The following is a 15,869-nucleotide window of genomic DNA, read 5'->3' as shown; positions in this document are numbered from 1 at the left end:
GGGCGTCCTATTGACCGCGCCACTGCGGGGCGCGCTTGCTAAGGAAAGCATCGAGCCCTTCGCGAAAATCCTGGCTCGTGTAGCACATCAGGATGAGGTCTTCGCCCTCGTCCCGCGTCAGCCGCCGTTGCAGGCGAGCCACCGCCTGCTTGGTCGCGTTCAGCGTCAGCGGCGCATGGCTGGCAACGAGGCGCGCGACCTCGTCGGCACGCGTGTCGAGTGCTGTGAGATCGTCGACGACCTCGCCGAGCAGCCCGACGCCTGCGGCCTCCGCAGCATCGACAAGGCGGGCAGTGAAGATCAGGTCCTTGACCCGCGCCGCACCGATCAGCGCCGTGAGACGGCTGACATTGGACATCGACAGGCAATTGCCGAGCGTGCGGGCGATGGGAAAGCCGATTTTTGTGCTGCGGGTGCCGATGCGCAGGTCGCACGCCGCCGCGATACCCGCCCCGCCGCCGGTGCAGAAGCCGTTGATCGCAGCGATCGTCGGCACGCGGCATTGCTCGAGCGTGGTCAGCACCCGGTCGATGCGGTTCTCGTAGTCGATGGAGTCCTGCGGCGTTTTGAATTCGCGGAACTGGTTGATGTCGGTGCCCGAGGCAAACGCCTTGTCGCCGGCCCCGCGCAGCACCAGCACCTTGATGGTGCGATCCTCGTTAGCCTGCTCGCAAATGGCGGCGAGCCGCTCGTACATGGCGAAGGTGAAGGCATTGCGCGCCTGCGGACGGTTGAAGGTGATCCGCCCGATGCCGTCCTTGCATTCAAAAACGAGGTCGTCCGCCGCTACGCCCTGGTCCATTTCCTCGATCCCCAATGTTTTTGCATTTTTGAATGCAACATTTGGGAATTTCAAGATATAATTGTCCAACTTTCGTCTATTGGATCATTTTTGCATTCAAAACTAGAGATATCCCATGCTTCATGAAGAGGTCGTCGGCCGCATCCGCGACATTCTGCTCGACGGCGAGATCCCGCCGGGCGCGCGGATCCCCGAGCGCGAATTGTGCGAGCGGCTCGATATCTCGCGCACGCCGCTGCGCGAAGCGCTCAAGGTGCTCGCCGCCGAGGGGCTCGTGCAGCTCCTGCCGCATCGCGGCTCGCGCGCGGCAAAACTGACCGACAAGGACATGCGTGACCTCTTCGAGGTCTGCCAGGGTCTCGAAGCGCTGGCCGGCGAGCTCGCCTGCGAGCGCATCACCGACGCCGAGATCGGCGCAATAGCCGCCGCGCATGCGGAGATGGTGCAGCATTATCGCGAGGGCGATTTGATCCAGTACTATCGCGGCAACCGCGCCATCCACGAGGGGATCGTCAATGCGGCCGGCAATCCCGTTCTGACAGGGCTCTACGCCTCCGTGACCGCGCGCATCCGCCGCGCGCGCTACGTCACGCCGATGACGCCGCAGCGCTGGGCGCTGGCCGTCAGCGAGCACGAAGCCATCCTGAACGCGCTGCAGCGCCGCGACGGCGCCGGCCTCTCCCACATTTTGCGCGCGCATCTGCGCCACAAGCGGGAAGAGGTTTTGCGGGCGGGCTTTGCAGAGACGGAGGCGAGCGAGCCCACGCTGAGAATTGCGTAAGCTGACGGTTTATCATGCGCTACGTGGATGAAGCGTTTGAAGGTCCCAGGCTTCAGCCGAAGGAGCCGAGGGAACGCGCGCGTTGCAATCAGATCATCTCGATCGTGGACAGCTTACGCCTACTGGCCTTTGGTGAGAAGGTGAGATCGCTTTGTTACTGCGCCCCGAACGGAATCGATGCGCGGGCGCGGTAGGTCCAAAGCCCGAAATTGCCGCCGAGACCTGCGCGCTCGGCGCCGAGCGCAAACTGTCCACCATTGGCAAAGCGCGCCGTTACACCGCCGAGGGCGCGCGCCGACCAGCCGTCGAGAACATAGATCGTCGGGAGCGGCCCGAGCGCCAGGATCTGCGCGGCATCGTCCCGGTTGAAATAATAATCGCCGTAGACGCCAACATAGGGCGCGATTTCGGTGCCCGGCGATATCGCGAACGGATAGGCGACCTTTGCCCCGGCACTGGCGCGGCCGGTGGAGAAGTTGCGCCCCGCCTGCTGCGTCCCCAGCGTGTCGGTGTAGGCGTCTTCATGCTCCCACAACGCGTAGACGCGCAGCGACGGCTCGATCTGCCATCGCATCGCTTCATAGGTCCCCGTAAGGCCACCGGTGGCGAGCAGCCGGTGGCCGGAAAAATTAGCTGCGGCCAGGCCCGCGGAGCCGTCATAGCCGATCCCTGAATAGGCGACGCCAGCGTCCAGGCGCAAATTGGCGGCGACTAGCCAGCCGAGATACGACCCCACTGTCCAACCATCGCCCTTCAGCCGACCTTGGAGCGCGTCGGAGCGATAATCGAAGGTCTCGAAGCCGCCAAGCGCTCCGACGGCGAGAACCGGTGTTGCTTTCCACGTCAGGCCCGCGAGCAGGTTGACCTGATTTCCATAAAGGGTGGGAGCTGCGGCGGGCGCGCCGAGCGCCGGCGCGTACCAGTGGTCGAGCACGGCGCCACGCACCTCCGCCCAGCCGAACCAGTCGGATGAATTCCTCCTCAGAGGCGGTGCCTTGCCAGGGGCTGCGTAGGCCAGGGCGTCGAACGCGTTACCGACGCGAGCCGACGGAGAGGTGCTAGAGCGCGCAGGTGAATCCGCCGAGAAGGCAGCCGCCCTCGACGGCAATCCGGCATCCGTCCGTGCCCCAGCTCTTCCCTCCTCCACATCCGAAGGATCTGCCGCGAAATTGAAACGCACGCCACCGCCATTCATCGTCACGAATGAATTGCTGCCGCCGAACGCCTCGTTGAGCGCGCCCGTCATCGCTCCGCTTATGGCCTGGCCCGAGACCTGCGCAACGACCGGCGCTGCAATGACCTGCATTGCCCGCAGCTTCAGGCTGTCCAAGGGATCGTCGACGGCCTGCTGAAGCACGGCCGAACCGCTCGGAGTGAAGCCTCCGGCGCCGCCATAGCTCGCGGTGATCGAATGCGAGCCACGCGTCAGGGCAGACGTCGTGAAACTGGCCGTGCCGCCTGCGAGCGCGGCCGTGCCGATCACCGCCGCCCCATCCTTGAACGCAACCGTTCCCGTCGGCGCTCCTGAACCGCTCGTCACGGTCGCGGTGAAGGTCACGGGATCACCGAACCGGCTCGGATTGCTGCTGGAGGTGAGCGTCGTCGTGGTCGAGCCCGTCACCGTATCGCTGTCGGTGGCGCTGTTGTTGCCGGGATTGGGATCGGTCACGCCGGCAGGTACCGTCACAGTCGCGGTGTTGCTCAATGTGCCGCTGGCAGACGCCGAAATCGTCGCCACGAGCGTATAGGTGATGCTGCCGCCCGCAGGAAGGCTGACCGTATCGCTAATGCTGCCGGATCCGGACGCCGTGCAGGTGCCTCCGCCCGCTCCGACGCAGGTCCAGGTGGCGTTCGTCAGTGCCGCCGGCAAGGCATCGGTCACCGTTGCGCCTCTCGCAGCGTTGGGCCCGGCGTTGCTCGCGACGATCGTGTAGGTCGTGGTGCCGCTTGCCGTCACATTGCTGGTGCCGTCGGTCTTCGTGATGCTCAGGTCGGCCTGCACCGCGCTCACCGTATCCGTGTCGGTGGCCGAGTTGTTGCCCGGGGTCGGATCGGTGACGCCGCCAGGCGCCGTCACGGTCGCGGTGTTGCTCAGCGTGCCGCTCGCCGTAGGCGAGATGGAGGCGCTGACCGTATAGGTGACGCTGCCGCCGGCCGGGAGATTGACGGTGTCGTTGATGTTGCCGGTGCCCGATGCCGTGCAGGTGCCGCCGCCAGCCCCGACGCAGGTCCAGGTGGCTCCTGTCAGTGCTGCAGGCAAGATATCCGCAACCGTCGCGCCGGTCGCGCTGCTGGGGCCGGCATTGCTGGCCGTGATGGTATAAGTGGTCGAGCCGCCGGCCGTAACGCTGGTGACGCCGTCCGTCTTGGTGATTGCGAGGTCGGCGGCGTTGGCGACGGTATCGGTATCGGTTGCCGAATTGTTGCCCGGGCTCGGATCGGTGATGCCGCCGGGAGCCGTCACGGTCGCGGTGTTGCTCAGCGAGCCGCTTGCCGAACCTGAGATCGACGCGCTGACGGTGTAGGTGACGCTGCCGCCGGCCGGGAGGTTGACCGTGTCGTTGATGTTGCCGGATCCCGATGCTGTACAGGTGCCGCCGCCGGCCCCGACGCAGGTCCAGGTGCCAGTGAGAGATGCAGGCAGCGTGTCGGCGACCGTGGCGCCGGCCGCGTTGCTGGGGCCGGCATTGCTCGCGGTAATGGTGTAGGTGGTGGAGCCGCCGGCCGTGACGGTCGTGACGCCATCCGTTTTGGTGATCGCAAGATCGGCTGAGCCGACGATCGTGTCGGTATCGGTGGCGGAATTGTTGGCCGGGTTCGGATCGAAAACGCCAGACGACACGGTGGCGGTGTTGCTCAGCGTGCCGCTGGCCGAAGCCGAGATCGAGGCCGTGACCGTATAGGTGACGCTGCTGCCGGCCGAGAGGTTAACTGTGTCGTTGATGTTGCCGGATCCCGATGCGGTACAAGTACCGCCACCAGCGCCGACGCAGGTCCAGGTGCCGGTGAGAACTGCAGGGAAGGTGTCGGAGACCACGGCGGTTGCAGGATTGGGGCCGGCGTTGCTGGCGGTGATGGTGTAGGTAGTCGAGCCGCCGGCCGTGACGGTGGTGACACCGTCAGTCTTGGTAATCGCAAGGTCGGCCGTTTGTGCAGAGGCTGAAACGGACTGGATCAGTAGGAGTACGGCAGCGACGATCGAGCAAAGGAAAGCCTTTCCCAGGAGCCGCACCTGATCACCCTTCAAGCAATTTTGTCGATACGAAACATTTGATGACGCCGCAGCAGGCAGCGCCGAACAGCAGCAACTTAGCGAAATGAAGCAGCAACGAAAACCTCACGTTGCAACCCAAATTCACATCCTCGCAGCACGTTGCAAATGGGCAACAACATTGTCATCGCAGGGGTCCTGCGGTGTCTTCGACCTTGCTGCGACGCCGGAAATTCCGTTGCTTTCGGCGATCTCAATCGGCCCATGCAATGCAGGCCGCGAACATCGGCGGTCAGACGTCTAGCAGCCGAGCTTGTCGGCGATGCCGCCAAAATCCTTGGCGACGATGTCCCAATTGCCGGTGGCCTCGAAATCGACCTTCTGCAACGGACCGTACTCGGTCGGCCGCGCGACGAAGGCGGTCTTCCGGGTCCTCGCCCGAAGTTGCGGGGCCTTGTAAGCTGGGAAGGATCAGACCATCCTGATCGTGACGGGTCAGTGTTGCATGGCGACCGAACTGCACGGCTACCAATATAGCGTCTATTCGTGGATCGCCCGGCTGGCGCTCCATGAAAAGGGCGTGGCGTATGATTGGATAGAGGTAAATCCCTTCGCGGAGGATATCCCTGCAAGCTATCTCGCGATGCATCCCTTCAAGCGCGTGCCCGCGCTAACTCACGCAGGGTTCGTCCTCTATGAGACAGGCGCCATTACACGCTACGTGGATGAGGCCTTCGAAGGTCCCAAGCTTCAGCCCGTGGAGCCGAGAGAACGGGCACGCTGCAATCAGATCATGTCGATCGTCGACAGCTACGCCTACTGGCCTCTGGTCAGGCAGGTCTTCTCGCACGGGGTCCTCAGGCCGCGCATGAGCCGACCGATGGATGAGAGTGAGTTTCAGAGAGGCCTCGAAGCCGCGCCAAGGGTGCTCGCCGCGTTGGAGAGCACCGCTGGCGAGGGTCCATGCCTCTGCGGCAATCAATTGTCCCTGGCTGACATCCATCTGGCGCCGATGGTCGGCTACTTTGTGCTGGCCGACGAAGGCAGAGCGCTTCTTCAGAAGTACCCCAGGCTCGGCGAATGGTGGTCGGAATTCTCCAATAGATCCACGTTCGTCGCGACAACGCCGCGATTGCCGCCTGCCCTGCGGTAACCATCGTCGCTTCTTTTGGCGCTTCCCTCGGTTCAACTGGCCTGCGCATCGACGAGCGCGCGCACGCGTCCTCGCCTGCTAGGCACGATTGCCGAACAGATCGAGCGTGATCGACCGCAGCCAGCGGTGAGCGGGATCGCGATGATAGCGTTCATGCCAATATTGCGCGATCTCGATCCGCGGCAATGCGACCGGTGTCCTGAACACGGTCATGCCGAGCGGCTTGGCGACGATGGCGGCGAGGTTCGCGGGCAAGGTCGCGACGCCATCGGTTTGCGAGGCCACGATCGCGCCCGCGATGAAGCTCGGCACCTGCAACAGGATGTTCGTGCGCGCGATCGCACGCGTCAGCACGCGCTGGGTCTCGAGATGGGCTGCATGGCCGGTCTCGGACGCCGTGATCAGGATATGCTTCTCGTCGAGAAATCCCCGGCGCGTCCGCGCCTCTGCCGGCCTGGGATGACCTCGCCTCACGACGCTGGCGTAGCCGTCCGAAAAGAGCCGCTGCGAGCGAAGGTGCCCTGCCGCCCGCGGCAAGGCGCCGAGCGCAAGGTCCGCCTCCCCCGATTCGAGCTTGAGCGCAAAGTGCCGGGAATCGAGCGGGATGGCGCGCACCTGAACGCGCGGTGCGAGTTCGGAAAGACGCGCGACCAAAGGCGGCAGGAACCGCACCATGCCGACGTCGGTCAACAGCAGGCTGAAGGTTTTCTCGGATTTCTGCGGGTCGAACGGTAGCCGCTCCTGCCACAACCGGTCGGCCATCTCGAGCAAAGCGCGGATTTGCGCCGCCATCTCGATGGCGCGCGCCGTCGGCTGCACGCCGCTGCCACGGCGCACGAACAGCGGATCGTCGAAGCGCAGCCGCAAGCGCGCCAGGAGCTTGCTGATCGCCGGCTGCGTGGTCTCGAGGCTCACGGCGGCGCGCGTGATGCTGCCCTCGCGGATCAGCGCATCGAGCACGCGCAAGTCGCGAAAGTCGATCCCGGAAGATTCCATTTTCGACATATGAAACATTCCCTCTTAGCCATGGATTGAGCTTCGCCGTTTGCTATCCTGCAGTCAATCGAACGGCCACGTGGACACGGAGGACGCCATGACCAAATTCGTGATCGAGTCGCATTTCCGCCTGCAGGAATGGGTGGCCGAGGAGAAGGGCTACTTCCGCGACGAAGGGCTCGATTATGAGTTTCGCGAGCTGATCCGCTCGACCGAGGGCCAGCACCACAACAAGGTCAATGAAGGCGCCTTCCAGAGCATCGAGAAGGGCCGCAAGGCCGACGTCAGCTGCGCCTGCCACTGGACCGTCAATGTCGCCGCCTCGAACGGCCACGCCAAACTCTACGCCGACGTCTACTCGATCGCGCCTTCGGGCATCTTCGTTCCCGCGGATTCGAAGATCCGCACGCCTGCCGATCTCGCCGGCGTGCCGATCTCGGTCGGCTTCCAGTCAGGCAGTCATTATTCGACGATCCAGGCGCTCGAGCCGTATCTGGCGCCCGGCCAGATCAACCTCACCTTCGAGGACGGCATGCTGTTCCGCCGGATGGAGTTGCTGTTCGAAGGCAAGAGCCAGGCGGCCTCGCTGTTCAACGGTCCCTATTATTTCGCCGAGCAGCTCGGCTATCGCAAGATCATCGACACGACGTTCATGATCGCGTCCATGATCAACGGCGATCCGGCGCCCGAGGACATCAAACGCTACTTCCGGGCGCTGAAGAAGGCCCAGCGCGACATCGACCTGCGGCCTGAGCTTTACACCCGCTACTACAAGAACGAATTCCCGGAGCGTTTTCACGCTTCGATGGATACCAGGCGCTGGGGGCCCGGTGAACGCATCGTGTTCGAACCCTATTCGCGCGAGATCTACGAGCAATCTTTCGAGTGGATCGAGAAGCACGGCATCTTCAAGGACGGCACGATGGGCGACGGCAGCTACGACAAGGCGACGGTGGCGTTCGGCAGGATTTGAGCGTCGGCGCCATGGTGTCTCACGCGAGATAGCCGGAAATGCCGTCCCACAGCAGCTTCGCCGCTGTCACGACCAGCAACCCGTAGCAGGCCCGGTAGATCTGCTGCTGGTCCAGCTTCCCGTGCAGCCGCCAGCCGAGCCAGACGCCGGAGGGAATGGCGAGCAGGCAGATCGCCATCACCATCCAGACGTTGCCGGCCGGCCGCACCAGCAGCAGCCACGGCACCGCCTTGGTGGCATTGCCGACAGTGAAGAACATGCTCGTCGTCCCCGCATAGACCTCCTTGGTGAGGCCGAGCGGCAGGAGATACATCGCCAACGGCGGTCCGCCTGAATGCGCGACCATCGTCGTGACGCCCGAGGCCAGACCGGCAGCCACCGCCTTGGGCGTCGAACGCGGACGGATGGTCACCTTGGGATCGCTGAAAAACCACAAGCCGACGAAGATCAAGGTCACGACCGCCATCACGATTGCGACGGCGCGGTGATCCAATACGCGAAACAGGACATAGCCGAGACCGATGCCGACCACGAGCCCGGGCAACAGCGGCACGAGATCCGGCTTCGACCAGGTCGAGGGCTTCCAGTAGCGCAGCGCGAACAAATCCATCGCAATGAACAGCGGCGCCAGAAGACCGCCGGCCGTCACCGGATCCATCACGAACGACAGCAGCGGAATGCCGACGATGGAGAAGCCGCCGCCGAACGCGCCCTTCATGAAGCAGATCAGGAACACGCCGGCAAAGGCGATGAGAATAGTCGAGACTGTCAACTCCACCTGCTCGTCTCCAAATTCGTCACCGTCACGATGCTCCGGACAGCGCGATCAGTCCGCCCGTGAACTTGGGCGCGGGTTGTCCTTGCTGCCAAAAAACACGCCGGGCAGCGCTGAGGGCACTCCAAAGGTCAGTCCGAGGAACGCCAGAAACAGATCGAAAAAACTGAGGTGCATTGTCGTCGCTCCGCTGCCACCGAGCACGCCCGGTGCAATTTGCTGTTTGGCCGAACAATGATCCGATATGTCGTTCGGAGCAATAAGAACATTGAACTCGGTGCAATTCGATCGGGCTTTTTGACTAAACGGCTACTTTGTCAAAACGCTTGGAAGCAGCGTTCCGTCGCTCGAGTGCCTGGACCGAATTTGCGAACGCACGCACCAGAACGCCTTTGCCGATGCTGCCGAGCACAAGGCCCAGAATCCAGCCTTTGAGATTCTTGCCCTCGCGCACGACAATCACGTCGATGTCGGTCATGCCGTCAGTCCGGCGCAGGAACGTATAAATGTGGCCCGAGGCGCCTCCCCACACATTGGAATCGGTCGTGGTCAGGACAACGCGGTTGGGATTGGACCAGTCGTAATGCAGCCGCTCCCAGATCCCCCGCGAGCCTTCCGTCACGTCGGCATCGGTGAGGCCGAGATGATGAATCCTGAGATCTTCATCGGCGCTGTTGCCAAAGAGTTTTGAACGGCCGGGCCCGAAGTGGGTGAGCCCGGCGATATACTCCCTGGGTGTCAGGGTGGTCGTCGCATGAAGGCGGATCGTGGACATTTCTCGCTCCCGGATTTCAGTTGGAGATCGCGCTCGTCTTGCGGACGAGCAAGGTGTCGCCGCTCCGGCTGATCTCGAGCGCCCTCGCCTGCGCCGGTGTCGAGAGAACCACGCGCTGACCGGGCGCCAGCACCGACACAAAGCGGATCGGAGTGCCCGCCTCGCCCTGAGCAAGCGTGGTGACGACGCGGAATCCGTCCGGCTCGACCGTGTAGTAGGCGACGCCGGAGAGTTCGCCGAGATCGATGCTCTTCGCCTCGATCGGCCGCAGGCCGTTGGCGTGGGCACCCCCAAACGAGGCAATGGTCAAGACGGCGGCGAGAAGCGTGTTGCGGATCGACATACGACCCTCCTTTGGCTTGGGCGATGAGCGGGACGCTCGTCAGCTCCCTTGCGGCAGGAGATGGTCGGCCTATGTCTATTGATCAAACAGATGGGGTCGATAATGGGCATCGATACTGTCAATCTCGGTCGTATCGACTTGAATCTGCTTGTGCATCTCAGCGCGCTGCTGACCGAACGCAGCGTTACGCGGGCGGCTGCCCGCGTCGGCATCGGCCAGTCGGCGATGAGCCACAACCTCGCGCGCCTGCGGGAGTTGTTCTCCGACGAACTGCTGACGCGGGGGCCCACGGGGATGCGCCTCACGCCGCGTGCGGCGATCCTGCTCGATCCGGTGCAGGCGATGCTGGCGCAGGTCGAAGCGCTCGTATCGCGCGAGCAGCCGTTCGATCCCGCGACGGCGGTGCGGACCTTCAGGTTCGGACTGCCGGACAGCATGGAAATCCTGTTCATGCCGGCGCTGCTCGCGCGCATGCACGAGGTCGCACCCGGCATTCACCTCAGGCTCTACAATCTCGATGCCTCGCGGCTGCTCGATGATCTCGATTCAGACGAGATGGATATCGCCATCGGCTATGACGCCTTCCAGCAGGGGCAAGTCCACCACAAACGCCGCAAGCTCTTCAGCGAGAGCTATGTCTGCATGTTCAATGCCGAGAAGACGGGGATCACGGCCCCGATCTCGCTTGAGGACTATGTGCGGCTTCCTCACGTGCTGACCAGCCTGAGGCCCGGGCGCAGCGTGCGCGGCATCGTCGACGAAGCCCTGGACAAGCTCGGGCTGACCCGCTCGATCGCGCTTACGACGCCTCGCTTCCTGACCGTCCCGTGGCTGGTCGCGCGCGCCCCTGTCATCGTCACGATGCAATCGCGGCTGGCGCGCCGCTTCGCCGCCGAACTCGGGCTGAGCCTCAGCCCCCTCCCGGTGGAGCTGCGCGATGTCACGGTGTCACTGCTGTGGCATGCGTCTTACGATCATGACTCGGCGCACACCTGGCTGCGCGAGCAGGTAATGCAACTTGCCGCCGAGCTGTGACGGCGCGCCTCAACAGCCGAGCTTGTCGGCGATGCCGCCAAAATCCTTGGCGACGATGTCCCAATTGCCGGTGGCTTCGAAATCGACCTTCTGCAACGGACCGTACTCGGTCGGCCGCGCGACGAAGGCGGTCTTCAGGCCGTACTTCTGCGCGGCGGCGAGATCGCCATTGTGCGCGGCGACCATCATCACCTGCTCTGGCTTGAGGCCAAGCAGCTTTGCTGCGCCGAGATAGGTTTCGGGATCGGGCTTGTAGTGCTCGAACAGCTCGGCCGACATCACGAGGTCCCACGGCAGCCCTGCGAATTTCGCCATGTTGGTGAGCAGCGCGACGTTGCCGTTCGACAGCGGCGAGATCACGAACTTTGTCTTCAGCCGGGTCAGGCCGGCGACGCTGTCGGGCCAGGGATTGAGGCGATGCCAGCCCTTGGTGAGATGATCGAGATCGGCCTTGGTGAGGCCCTTGATGGCAAATTTCTCGACCAGTTTTTCCAGCGAGCGGCGGTGCAGATCATCCAACATGACGTAGCCGCGCTCGGGATGCTCGCGCACATCCTGCATGGAAACGACATACATGCCGCGCCAGCCATCGACCAACGCGGTCCAGTCGGCGCTGATGCCGCGGCCCTTCGCCCACCACATGAAGTCGGTGATCAGGCTGGTGCGCCAGTCCACGACGGTGCCGAACACGTCGAAGATGAGGGCTTTGACGGCGGAGAGATCGGACATGTGCGCTTCCTCAATGCTCGTCATTCCGGGATGGCCCGCAGGGCCAGGCCCGGAATCCATAACCCCGGCTGGTGGTTATGGATTCCCGGCTCGCGACTTTGTCGCGCCCCGGAATGACAGACTTTCTTAATCCAAATGGAACTTCGCGAGCTCGCGATGCTCGGCCTTGATGTAGCGCACGGTGCCGGTGACGGAGCGCATTACCACCGTCTCGGTCTCGATCACGCCGTCCTTGCGGAACTTGACGCCTGAGAGCAACGAGCCCGTGGTGACGCCGGTGGCCGCGAACAGGCAGTCGCCGCGCGCCATGTCCTCGATGCCGTAGATCATCTTGGGATCGTTGACGCCCATCTTGGCGGCGCGCTCGCGCTTCTCGTCGGAATCGAGGATCAGGCGGCACTGCATCTGTCCGCCGATGCAACGCAGCGCCACGGCCGCAAGCACGCCTTCCGGCGCACCGCCGGTGCCGAGATACATGTCGACGCCGGTGTTATCGGGGTCGGCGCAGTGGATCACGCCGGCGACGTCGCCGTCGGTGATCAGGCGCACGGCAGCTCCCGTCGAGCGCACGCTCTCGATGATGCTGGCATGGCGCGGACGGTCGAGCACCAGCACCGTGATGCCATCCGGCTTGACGCCCTTGGCCTTGGCGAGACGGTGGACGTTGTCGGCGGGCGAAGCATCGAGATCGACGACGCCCTTGTCGTAGCCAGGGCCGATCGCGAGCTTCTGCATGTAGACGTCGGGGGCGTGCAGCAGCGTGCCGCCGTCGGCCATCGCCATCGTGGCGATCGAGCCCGGCATGTTCTTGGCGCACAGCGTGGTGCCTTCGAGCGGGTCGACTGCGATGTCGACCTCCGGGCCGGCATTCATGCCAACCTTCTCGCCGATGAAGAGCATCGGCGCCTCGTCGCGCTCGCCCTCGCCGATCACGATGGTGCCCTGGATCGGCAGCTTGTTGAGCTCGCGACGCATCGCGTCGACGGCGGCCTGGTCGGCGGCCTTCTCCTGCCCGTGCCCGCGCAGTCGCGCCGATGACACCGCCGCCCGCTCCGTCACGCGCACGATCTCCAGCGTGAGAATGCGCTCGAGCAACGCTTGCGGCGGCACTGAAATATGGGTCGACATCGGCTCACTCCTTCGAAACGTTTGGGACGGAAGTCTCCGTCCGCATCAACTCGTAACACCCACAGTTCGTTCGAACCGTGTCAGTTCTTCTCGATTCTAATGACCTGCGGCCGCCCGCTGATCACCTTGTCCTTCTGCACGGCGGCGAGCGCGCGGCGCACCGCGTCCTCATGCGTGGCATAGGTGATCAGGATGACGGGCACGGGCACCGCCTTGCCGTCGGCCGGTGCGGCGCCGCCATTGGGATGGCGCTGCACGATGGATTCAATCGAAATCTTCTGCTCCGCGAGACGGGTCGCGATCGCAGCCGCGGTGCCCGGGAAATCGCGCGCCAAAAGGCGGATGTAGTAGCCGCCCTCGTGCCGCTCCATCGGCGCCTTTTTGGTGTCGTGCAGCTGCGCGATCGGCCGGCCGAACGGATTGGCGCGGATGCCGCGCGCAACATCGGCGATATCGGCGACGACGGCGGATGCGGTCGCAGCACCTCCGGCGCCGGGACCGACCAGCGTGATCGGCGGAATGCCCTCGCCATCGATGGTGACCGCGTTGGTGACACCCATCACCTGCGCGATCGAGGAGGATTTGGGAACCATGGTCGGATGCACGCGCTGCTCGATGCCCTTGGCGGTGCGAACGGCGACGCCGAGCAGCTTGAGCCGGTAACCGAGATCGTCAGCGGCGCGCAGATCTTCCGGCGCGATGGAGGAGATACCTTCGACATACACCGCGCTTTGAGCAACTTTCGTGCCGAAAGCGAGACTGGCGAGAATGGCGAGTTTCTGCGCGGTGTCGTGGCCGTCGACATCGAAAGACGGATCGGCCTCGGCGTAGCCGAGTCGCTGCGCATCCTTGAGGCACTCGGCAAACGACAGGCCCTCCTGCTCCATCCGGGTCAGGATGTAATTGCAGGTCCCGTTGAGGATGCCGTAGACGCGCTCGATGCCGGTTCCAGCGAGACCTTCGCGTAACGTCTTGATGACAGGGATCGCAGCGCCGACCGCTGCCTCGAAATTCAGCGCGCCGCCATGCTTTTCGGCGGCCTTGGCGAGCTTAAGACCGTGCTTGGCGAGCAGCGCCTTGTTGGCGGTGACGACCGACTTGCCGGCGCTCAGCGCCGCTTCGACTGCCGACAGCGCGGGATCGCCGGCGCCGCCCATCAGCTCGACGAAGCAATCGACCTCGGGATGCGTCGCGAGCGCCATCGGATCCTTCGCCCATTCAACGCCGCGCAGGTCGATGCTGCGTTTCTTGGCCTTCGAGCGCGCGGTGACGGCGACGACGCGGATGCCGCGGCCGCTGCGGCCCGCGAGCACGCGCGCCTGTGTTTCAATCAAACGGACAACTTCGGCGCCCACGGTGCCGAGCCCCGCTATGCCCACTTTCAGGGGTGCAACCATGATGCTTTAGTGAACCTGCAGAAGAGAATTAGCGCCGATTGGCGAGCGGAACGACGTTGTGCAACGTTTCGATGCCGCTTTCAAGGAAGCGGCGCACGCCGCGCGCGGCCTGCCTGATCCGTTGCTCGTTTTCCACCATGGCGATGCGGACATATCCTTCACCATGCTCGCCGAAGCCGACGCCGGGCGAGACCGCGACGCCGGACTTCTCCACCATCAGGGTCGCAAACTGCATGCTGCCGATGCTGCGGAATGCTTCCGGCAGCGGCACCCAGGCGAACATCGAGGCTTCCGGCGGCGGAATCTCCCAGCCGGCGCGGCCGAACGATTCCACCAGCGCGTCGCGGCGCTTGCGATAGGTGTCGCGCATCTCCTTGATGCAGTCGTCAGGACCGTTCAGCGCCGCGGTCGCGGCGACCTGCACCGGCGTGAACGCGCCGTAGTCGAGATAGGATTTGACGCGGGCGAGTGCTGCGATCACGCGCTCATTGCCGACCGCAAAGCCCATGCGCCAGCCAGCCATCGAATAGGTCTTCGACATCGAGGTGAACTCGACGGTGACGTCGATGGCGCCGGGCACCTGAAGCACCGAGGGCGGCGGGTTGTTCTCGTCGAAATAGACCTCGGCATAAGCGAGATCGGACAGGATCAGGATCTCGTGCTTCTTCGCGAAGGCGACGAGGTCCTTGTAGAAGTCGAGGCTCGCGACATAGGCGGTCGGGTTCGAGGGATAGCAGACCACGAGCGCGAGCGGCTTCGGGATCGAATGCACGATCGCCCGCTCCACCGCCTCGAAGAATTGCGGGGTCGGCTCCGACGGCACCGAGCGGATCACGCCGCCCGCCATCAAAAAGCCGAAGGCATGAATCGGGTAGCTCGGGTTCGGACAAAGGATGACGTCGCCCGGCGCGGTGATCGCCTGCGCCACATTGGCAAAGCCCTCCTTCGAGCCCAGCGTCGCCACCACCTGGGTATCGGGATTGAGCTTCACGCCGAAGCGGCGGTCGTAGTAGCCGGCCTGGGCCCGGCGCAGGCCGGGGATGCCGCGGGAGGCCGAGTAGCGGTCGGTGCGCGGCTTGCCCAGGGTCTCCTTGAGCTTCTCCAGCACGTGTGGCGGCGCCGGCAGATCCGGGTTGCCCATGCCGAGATCGATGATGTCGGCGCCGGCATTCCGCGCGGCCGCCTTGGCCCGGTTGACCTGCTCGAACACGTAAGGCGGAAGGCGGCGGATGCGGTAAAACTCGTCCATGGCTCTCTGGGCTCCGGGCAACCGGTCAGGACAGAATCGATGGCCGATGACCACCCTTCGAGGAGATCTCGTCCTGCGCTCAAAAATCGCTCAAAATCAAATACTTGTAGCGACTTTCGGCGACGTGGACTGAACTCCTTCGCCCTGACTCTCGGCTGAATTGAAGTCTTTTTAGCACGGAGTGGCGGGGGCGCCAGCGATTACCTTGCGCCCTGCGATGGCCGTCCCGGGCCTAATTGGCGGTCCTCACTTGGCGTCCTTGGCGGCGACGGCCTGGCGGTCGCGGGCGGCCGCAAGCTCGGCCTCGATCTTGGCGCGCTGGTCGGGCGGGATGATCGCCTGATCACGATCCGGCGGCAAATCATGCACTGGCAGATAGGCACCGGGCTCCCTGGGATGAGCCGGCGTATCGGCGGCCGACATGTCCGCGAGCTGGCTCGAACAGCCGCCCAGCGCAAGCGCCGCCGTCAGCAGCGCGCAGCATGCAAGCCGCGACTTTTGCAGGTCCCACAACGCAAACAC

General features: G+C 64.1%; 15 protein-coding genes and 2 pseudogenes. 5 read left to right on the top strand and 12 right to left on the bottom strand.

All coding sequences use genetic code 11. From position 1 onward, the window contains the following. Positions 1-7: 7 nt before the first annotated feature. A complete protein-coding gene (locus ACP2YP_RS19260) occupies positions 8-802 on the bottom strand; it encodes an enoyl-CoA hydratase/isomerase family protein (RefSeq protein ID WP_426426008.1) in 795 nt (264 codons plus the stop codon). Positions 803-917: 115 nt separating this feature from the next. Here ACP2YP_RS19260 and ACP2YP_RS19255 point away from each other — a divergent pair, with 115 nt between their 5' ends. Then, entirely contained in the window at positions 918-1,583 is a 666-nt protein-coding gene (locus tag ACP2YP_RS19255) for a GntR family transcriptional regulator (RefSeq protein ID WP_426426007.1), read from the top strand. Between the two features lie 11 nt (positions 1,584-1,594). Then, a pseudogene (locus tag ACP2YP_RS19250) lies at positions 1,595-1,696 on the top strand (glutathione S-transferase family protein); the annotation flags it as partial. A 41-nt stretch (positions 1,697-1,737) separates the two neighbouring features. On the opposite strand, the gene ACP2YP_RS19245 reads toward ACP2YP_RS19250, so the two are convergent. Further along, positions 1,738-4,815: an Ig-like domain repeat protein gene (locus ACP2YP_RS19245; protein ID WP_426426006.1), complete on the bottom strand. Its 3,078-nt coding sequence runs from the start codon at positions 4,813-4,815 to the stop codon at positions 1,738-1,740. A 279-nt stretch (positions 4,816-5,094) separates the two neighbouring features. Beyond that, positions 5,095-5,220 (bottom strand): annotated as a pseudogene (locus tag ACP2YP_RS19240) (haloacid dehalogenase type II); the annotation flags it as partial. Positions 5,221-5,299: 79 nt separating this feature from the next. Between ACP2YP_RS19240 and ACP2YP_RS19235 the strand changes: the two are divergent. Further along, complete coding sequence (locus ACP2YP_RS19235; protein ID WP_426426005.1) at positions 5,300-5,947, top strand: glutathione S-transferase family protein; 648 nt, start codon at positions 5,300-5,302, stop codon at positions 5,945-5,947. A 78-nt stretch (positions 5,948-6,025) separates the two neighbouring features. On the opposite strand, the gene ACP2YP_RS19230 is transcribed toward ACP2YP_RS19235, so the two are convergent. Beyond that, positions 6,026-6,952 carry a LysR family transcriptional regulator gene (locus ACP2YP_RS19230; RefSeq protein ID WP_426426004.1) on the bottom strand — a complete coding sequence of 309 codons (927 nt, stop codon included), beginning with the start codon at positions 6,950-6,952 and terminating at the stop codon, positions 6,026-6,028. A gap of 88 nt (positions 6,953-7,040) precedes the next feature. Between ACP2YP_RS19230 and ACP2YP_RS19225 the strand changes: the two genes are divergently transcribed. After that, positions 7,041-7,916 carry an ABC transporter substrate-binding protein gene (locus tag ACP2YP_RS19225; RefSeq protein WP_426426003.1) on the top strand — a complete coding sequence of 292 codons (876 nt, stop codon included), beginning with the start codon at positions 7,041-7,043 and terminating at the stop codon, positions 7,914-7,916. A gap of 19 nt (positions 7,917-7,935) precedes the next feature. Here the strand turns inward: ACP2YP_RS19225 and ACP2YP_RS19220 are convergent, their stop codons facing one another. From ACP2YP_RS19220 to ACP2YP_RS19210, 3 genes are all read right to left on the bottom strand, one after another. Beyond that, positions 7,936-8,694: a sulfite exporter TauE/SafE family protein gene (locus ACP2YP_RS19220; protein WP_426426002.1), complete on the bottom strand. Its 759-nt coding sequence runs from the start codon at positions 8,692-8,694 to the stop codon at positions 7,936-7,938. A gap of 298 nt (positions 8,695-8,992) precedes the next feature. Then, complete coding sequence (locus ACP2YP_RS19215) at positions 8,993-9,466, bottom strand: hypothetical protein (protein ID WP_426426001.1); 474 nt, start codon at positions 9,464-9,466, stop codon at positions 8,993-8,995. 16 nt (positions 9,467-9,482) lie between these two features. Next, positions 9,483-9,809, bottom strand: a complete 327-nt coding sequence (locus ACP2YP_RS19210; protein ID WP_426425999.1) for a hypothetical protein — start codon at positions 9,807-9,809, stop codon at positions 9,483-9,485. A gap of 102 nt (positions 9,810-9,911) precedes the next feature. On the opposite strand from ACP2YP_RS19210, the gene ACP2YP_RS19205 reads away from it, so the two are divergent. Next, a complete protein-coding gene (locus tag ACP2YP_RS19205) occupies positions 9,912-10,844 on the top strand; it encodes a LysR family transcriptional regulator (protein WP_426425998.1) in 933 nt (310 codons plus the stop codon). 9 nt (positions 10,845-10,853) lie between these two features. On the opposite strand, the gene ACP2YP_RS19200 is transcribed toward ACP2YP_RS19205, so the two are convergent. The 5 genes from ACP2YP_RS19200 to ACP2YP_RS19180 form a co-directional block, all read right to left on the bottom strand. After that, positions 10,854-11,573 carry a haloacid dehalogenase type II gene (locus tag ACP2YP_RS19200; RefSeq protein WP_426425997.1) on the bottom strand — a complete coding sequence of 240 codons (720 nt, stop codon included), beginning with the start codon at positions 11,571-11,573 and terminating at the stop codon, positions 10,854-10,856. A 126-nt stretch (positions 11,574-11,699) separates the two neighbouring features. Then, positions 11,700-12,701 (bottom strand): class II fructose-bisphosphatase, encoded by a 1,002-nt coding sequence (gene glpX / locus ACP2YP_RS19195; protein WP_426425995.1) that lies wholly within the window; start codon positions 12,699-12,701, stop codon positions 11,700-11,702. A gap of 80 nt (positions 12,702-12,781) precedes the next feature. Beyond that, positions 12,782-14,098, bottom strand: coding sequence for a homoserine dehydrogenase (locus ACP2YP_RS19190; RefSeq protein WP_426425993.1), 1,317 nt, complete (start codon positions 14,096-14,098; stop codon positions 12,782-12,784). 28 nt (positions 14,099-14,126) lie between these two features. Continuing rightward, on the bottom strand, positions 14,127-15,347 hold the full coding sequence (locus ACP2YP_RS19185) for an LL-diaminopimelate aminotransferase (RefSeq protein WP_426425992.1): 1,221 nt from the start codon (positions 15,345-15,347) through the stop codon (positions 14,127-14,129). Positions 15,348-15,593: 246 nt separating this feature from the next. Further along, the gene (locus ACP2YP_RS19180; RefSeq protein WP_426425991.1) at positions 15,594-15,869 is read right to left on the bottom strand and encodes a hypothetical protein; all 276 of its coding nucleotides are present in this window, start codon (positions 15,867-15,869) and stop codon (positions 15,594-15,596) included.

This window comes from Bradyrhizobium genosp. A, assembly GCF_049949275.1.
GTDB lineage: Bacteria > Pseudomonadota > Alphaproteobacteria > Rhizobiales > Xanthobacteraceae > Bradyrhizobium.
Note: the sequence above shows the minus strand (reverse complement) of the source record. Positions and strands in the feature narration are given on the sequence as shown.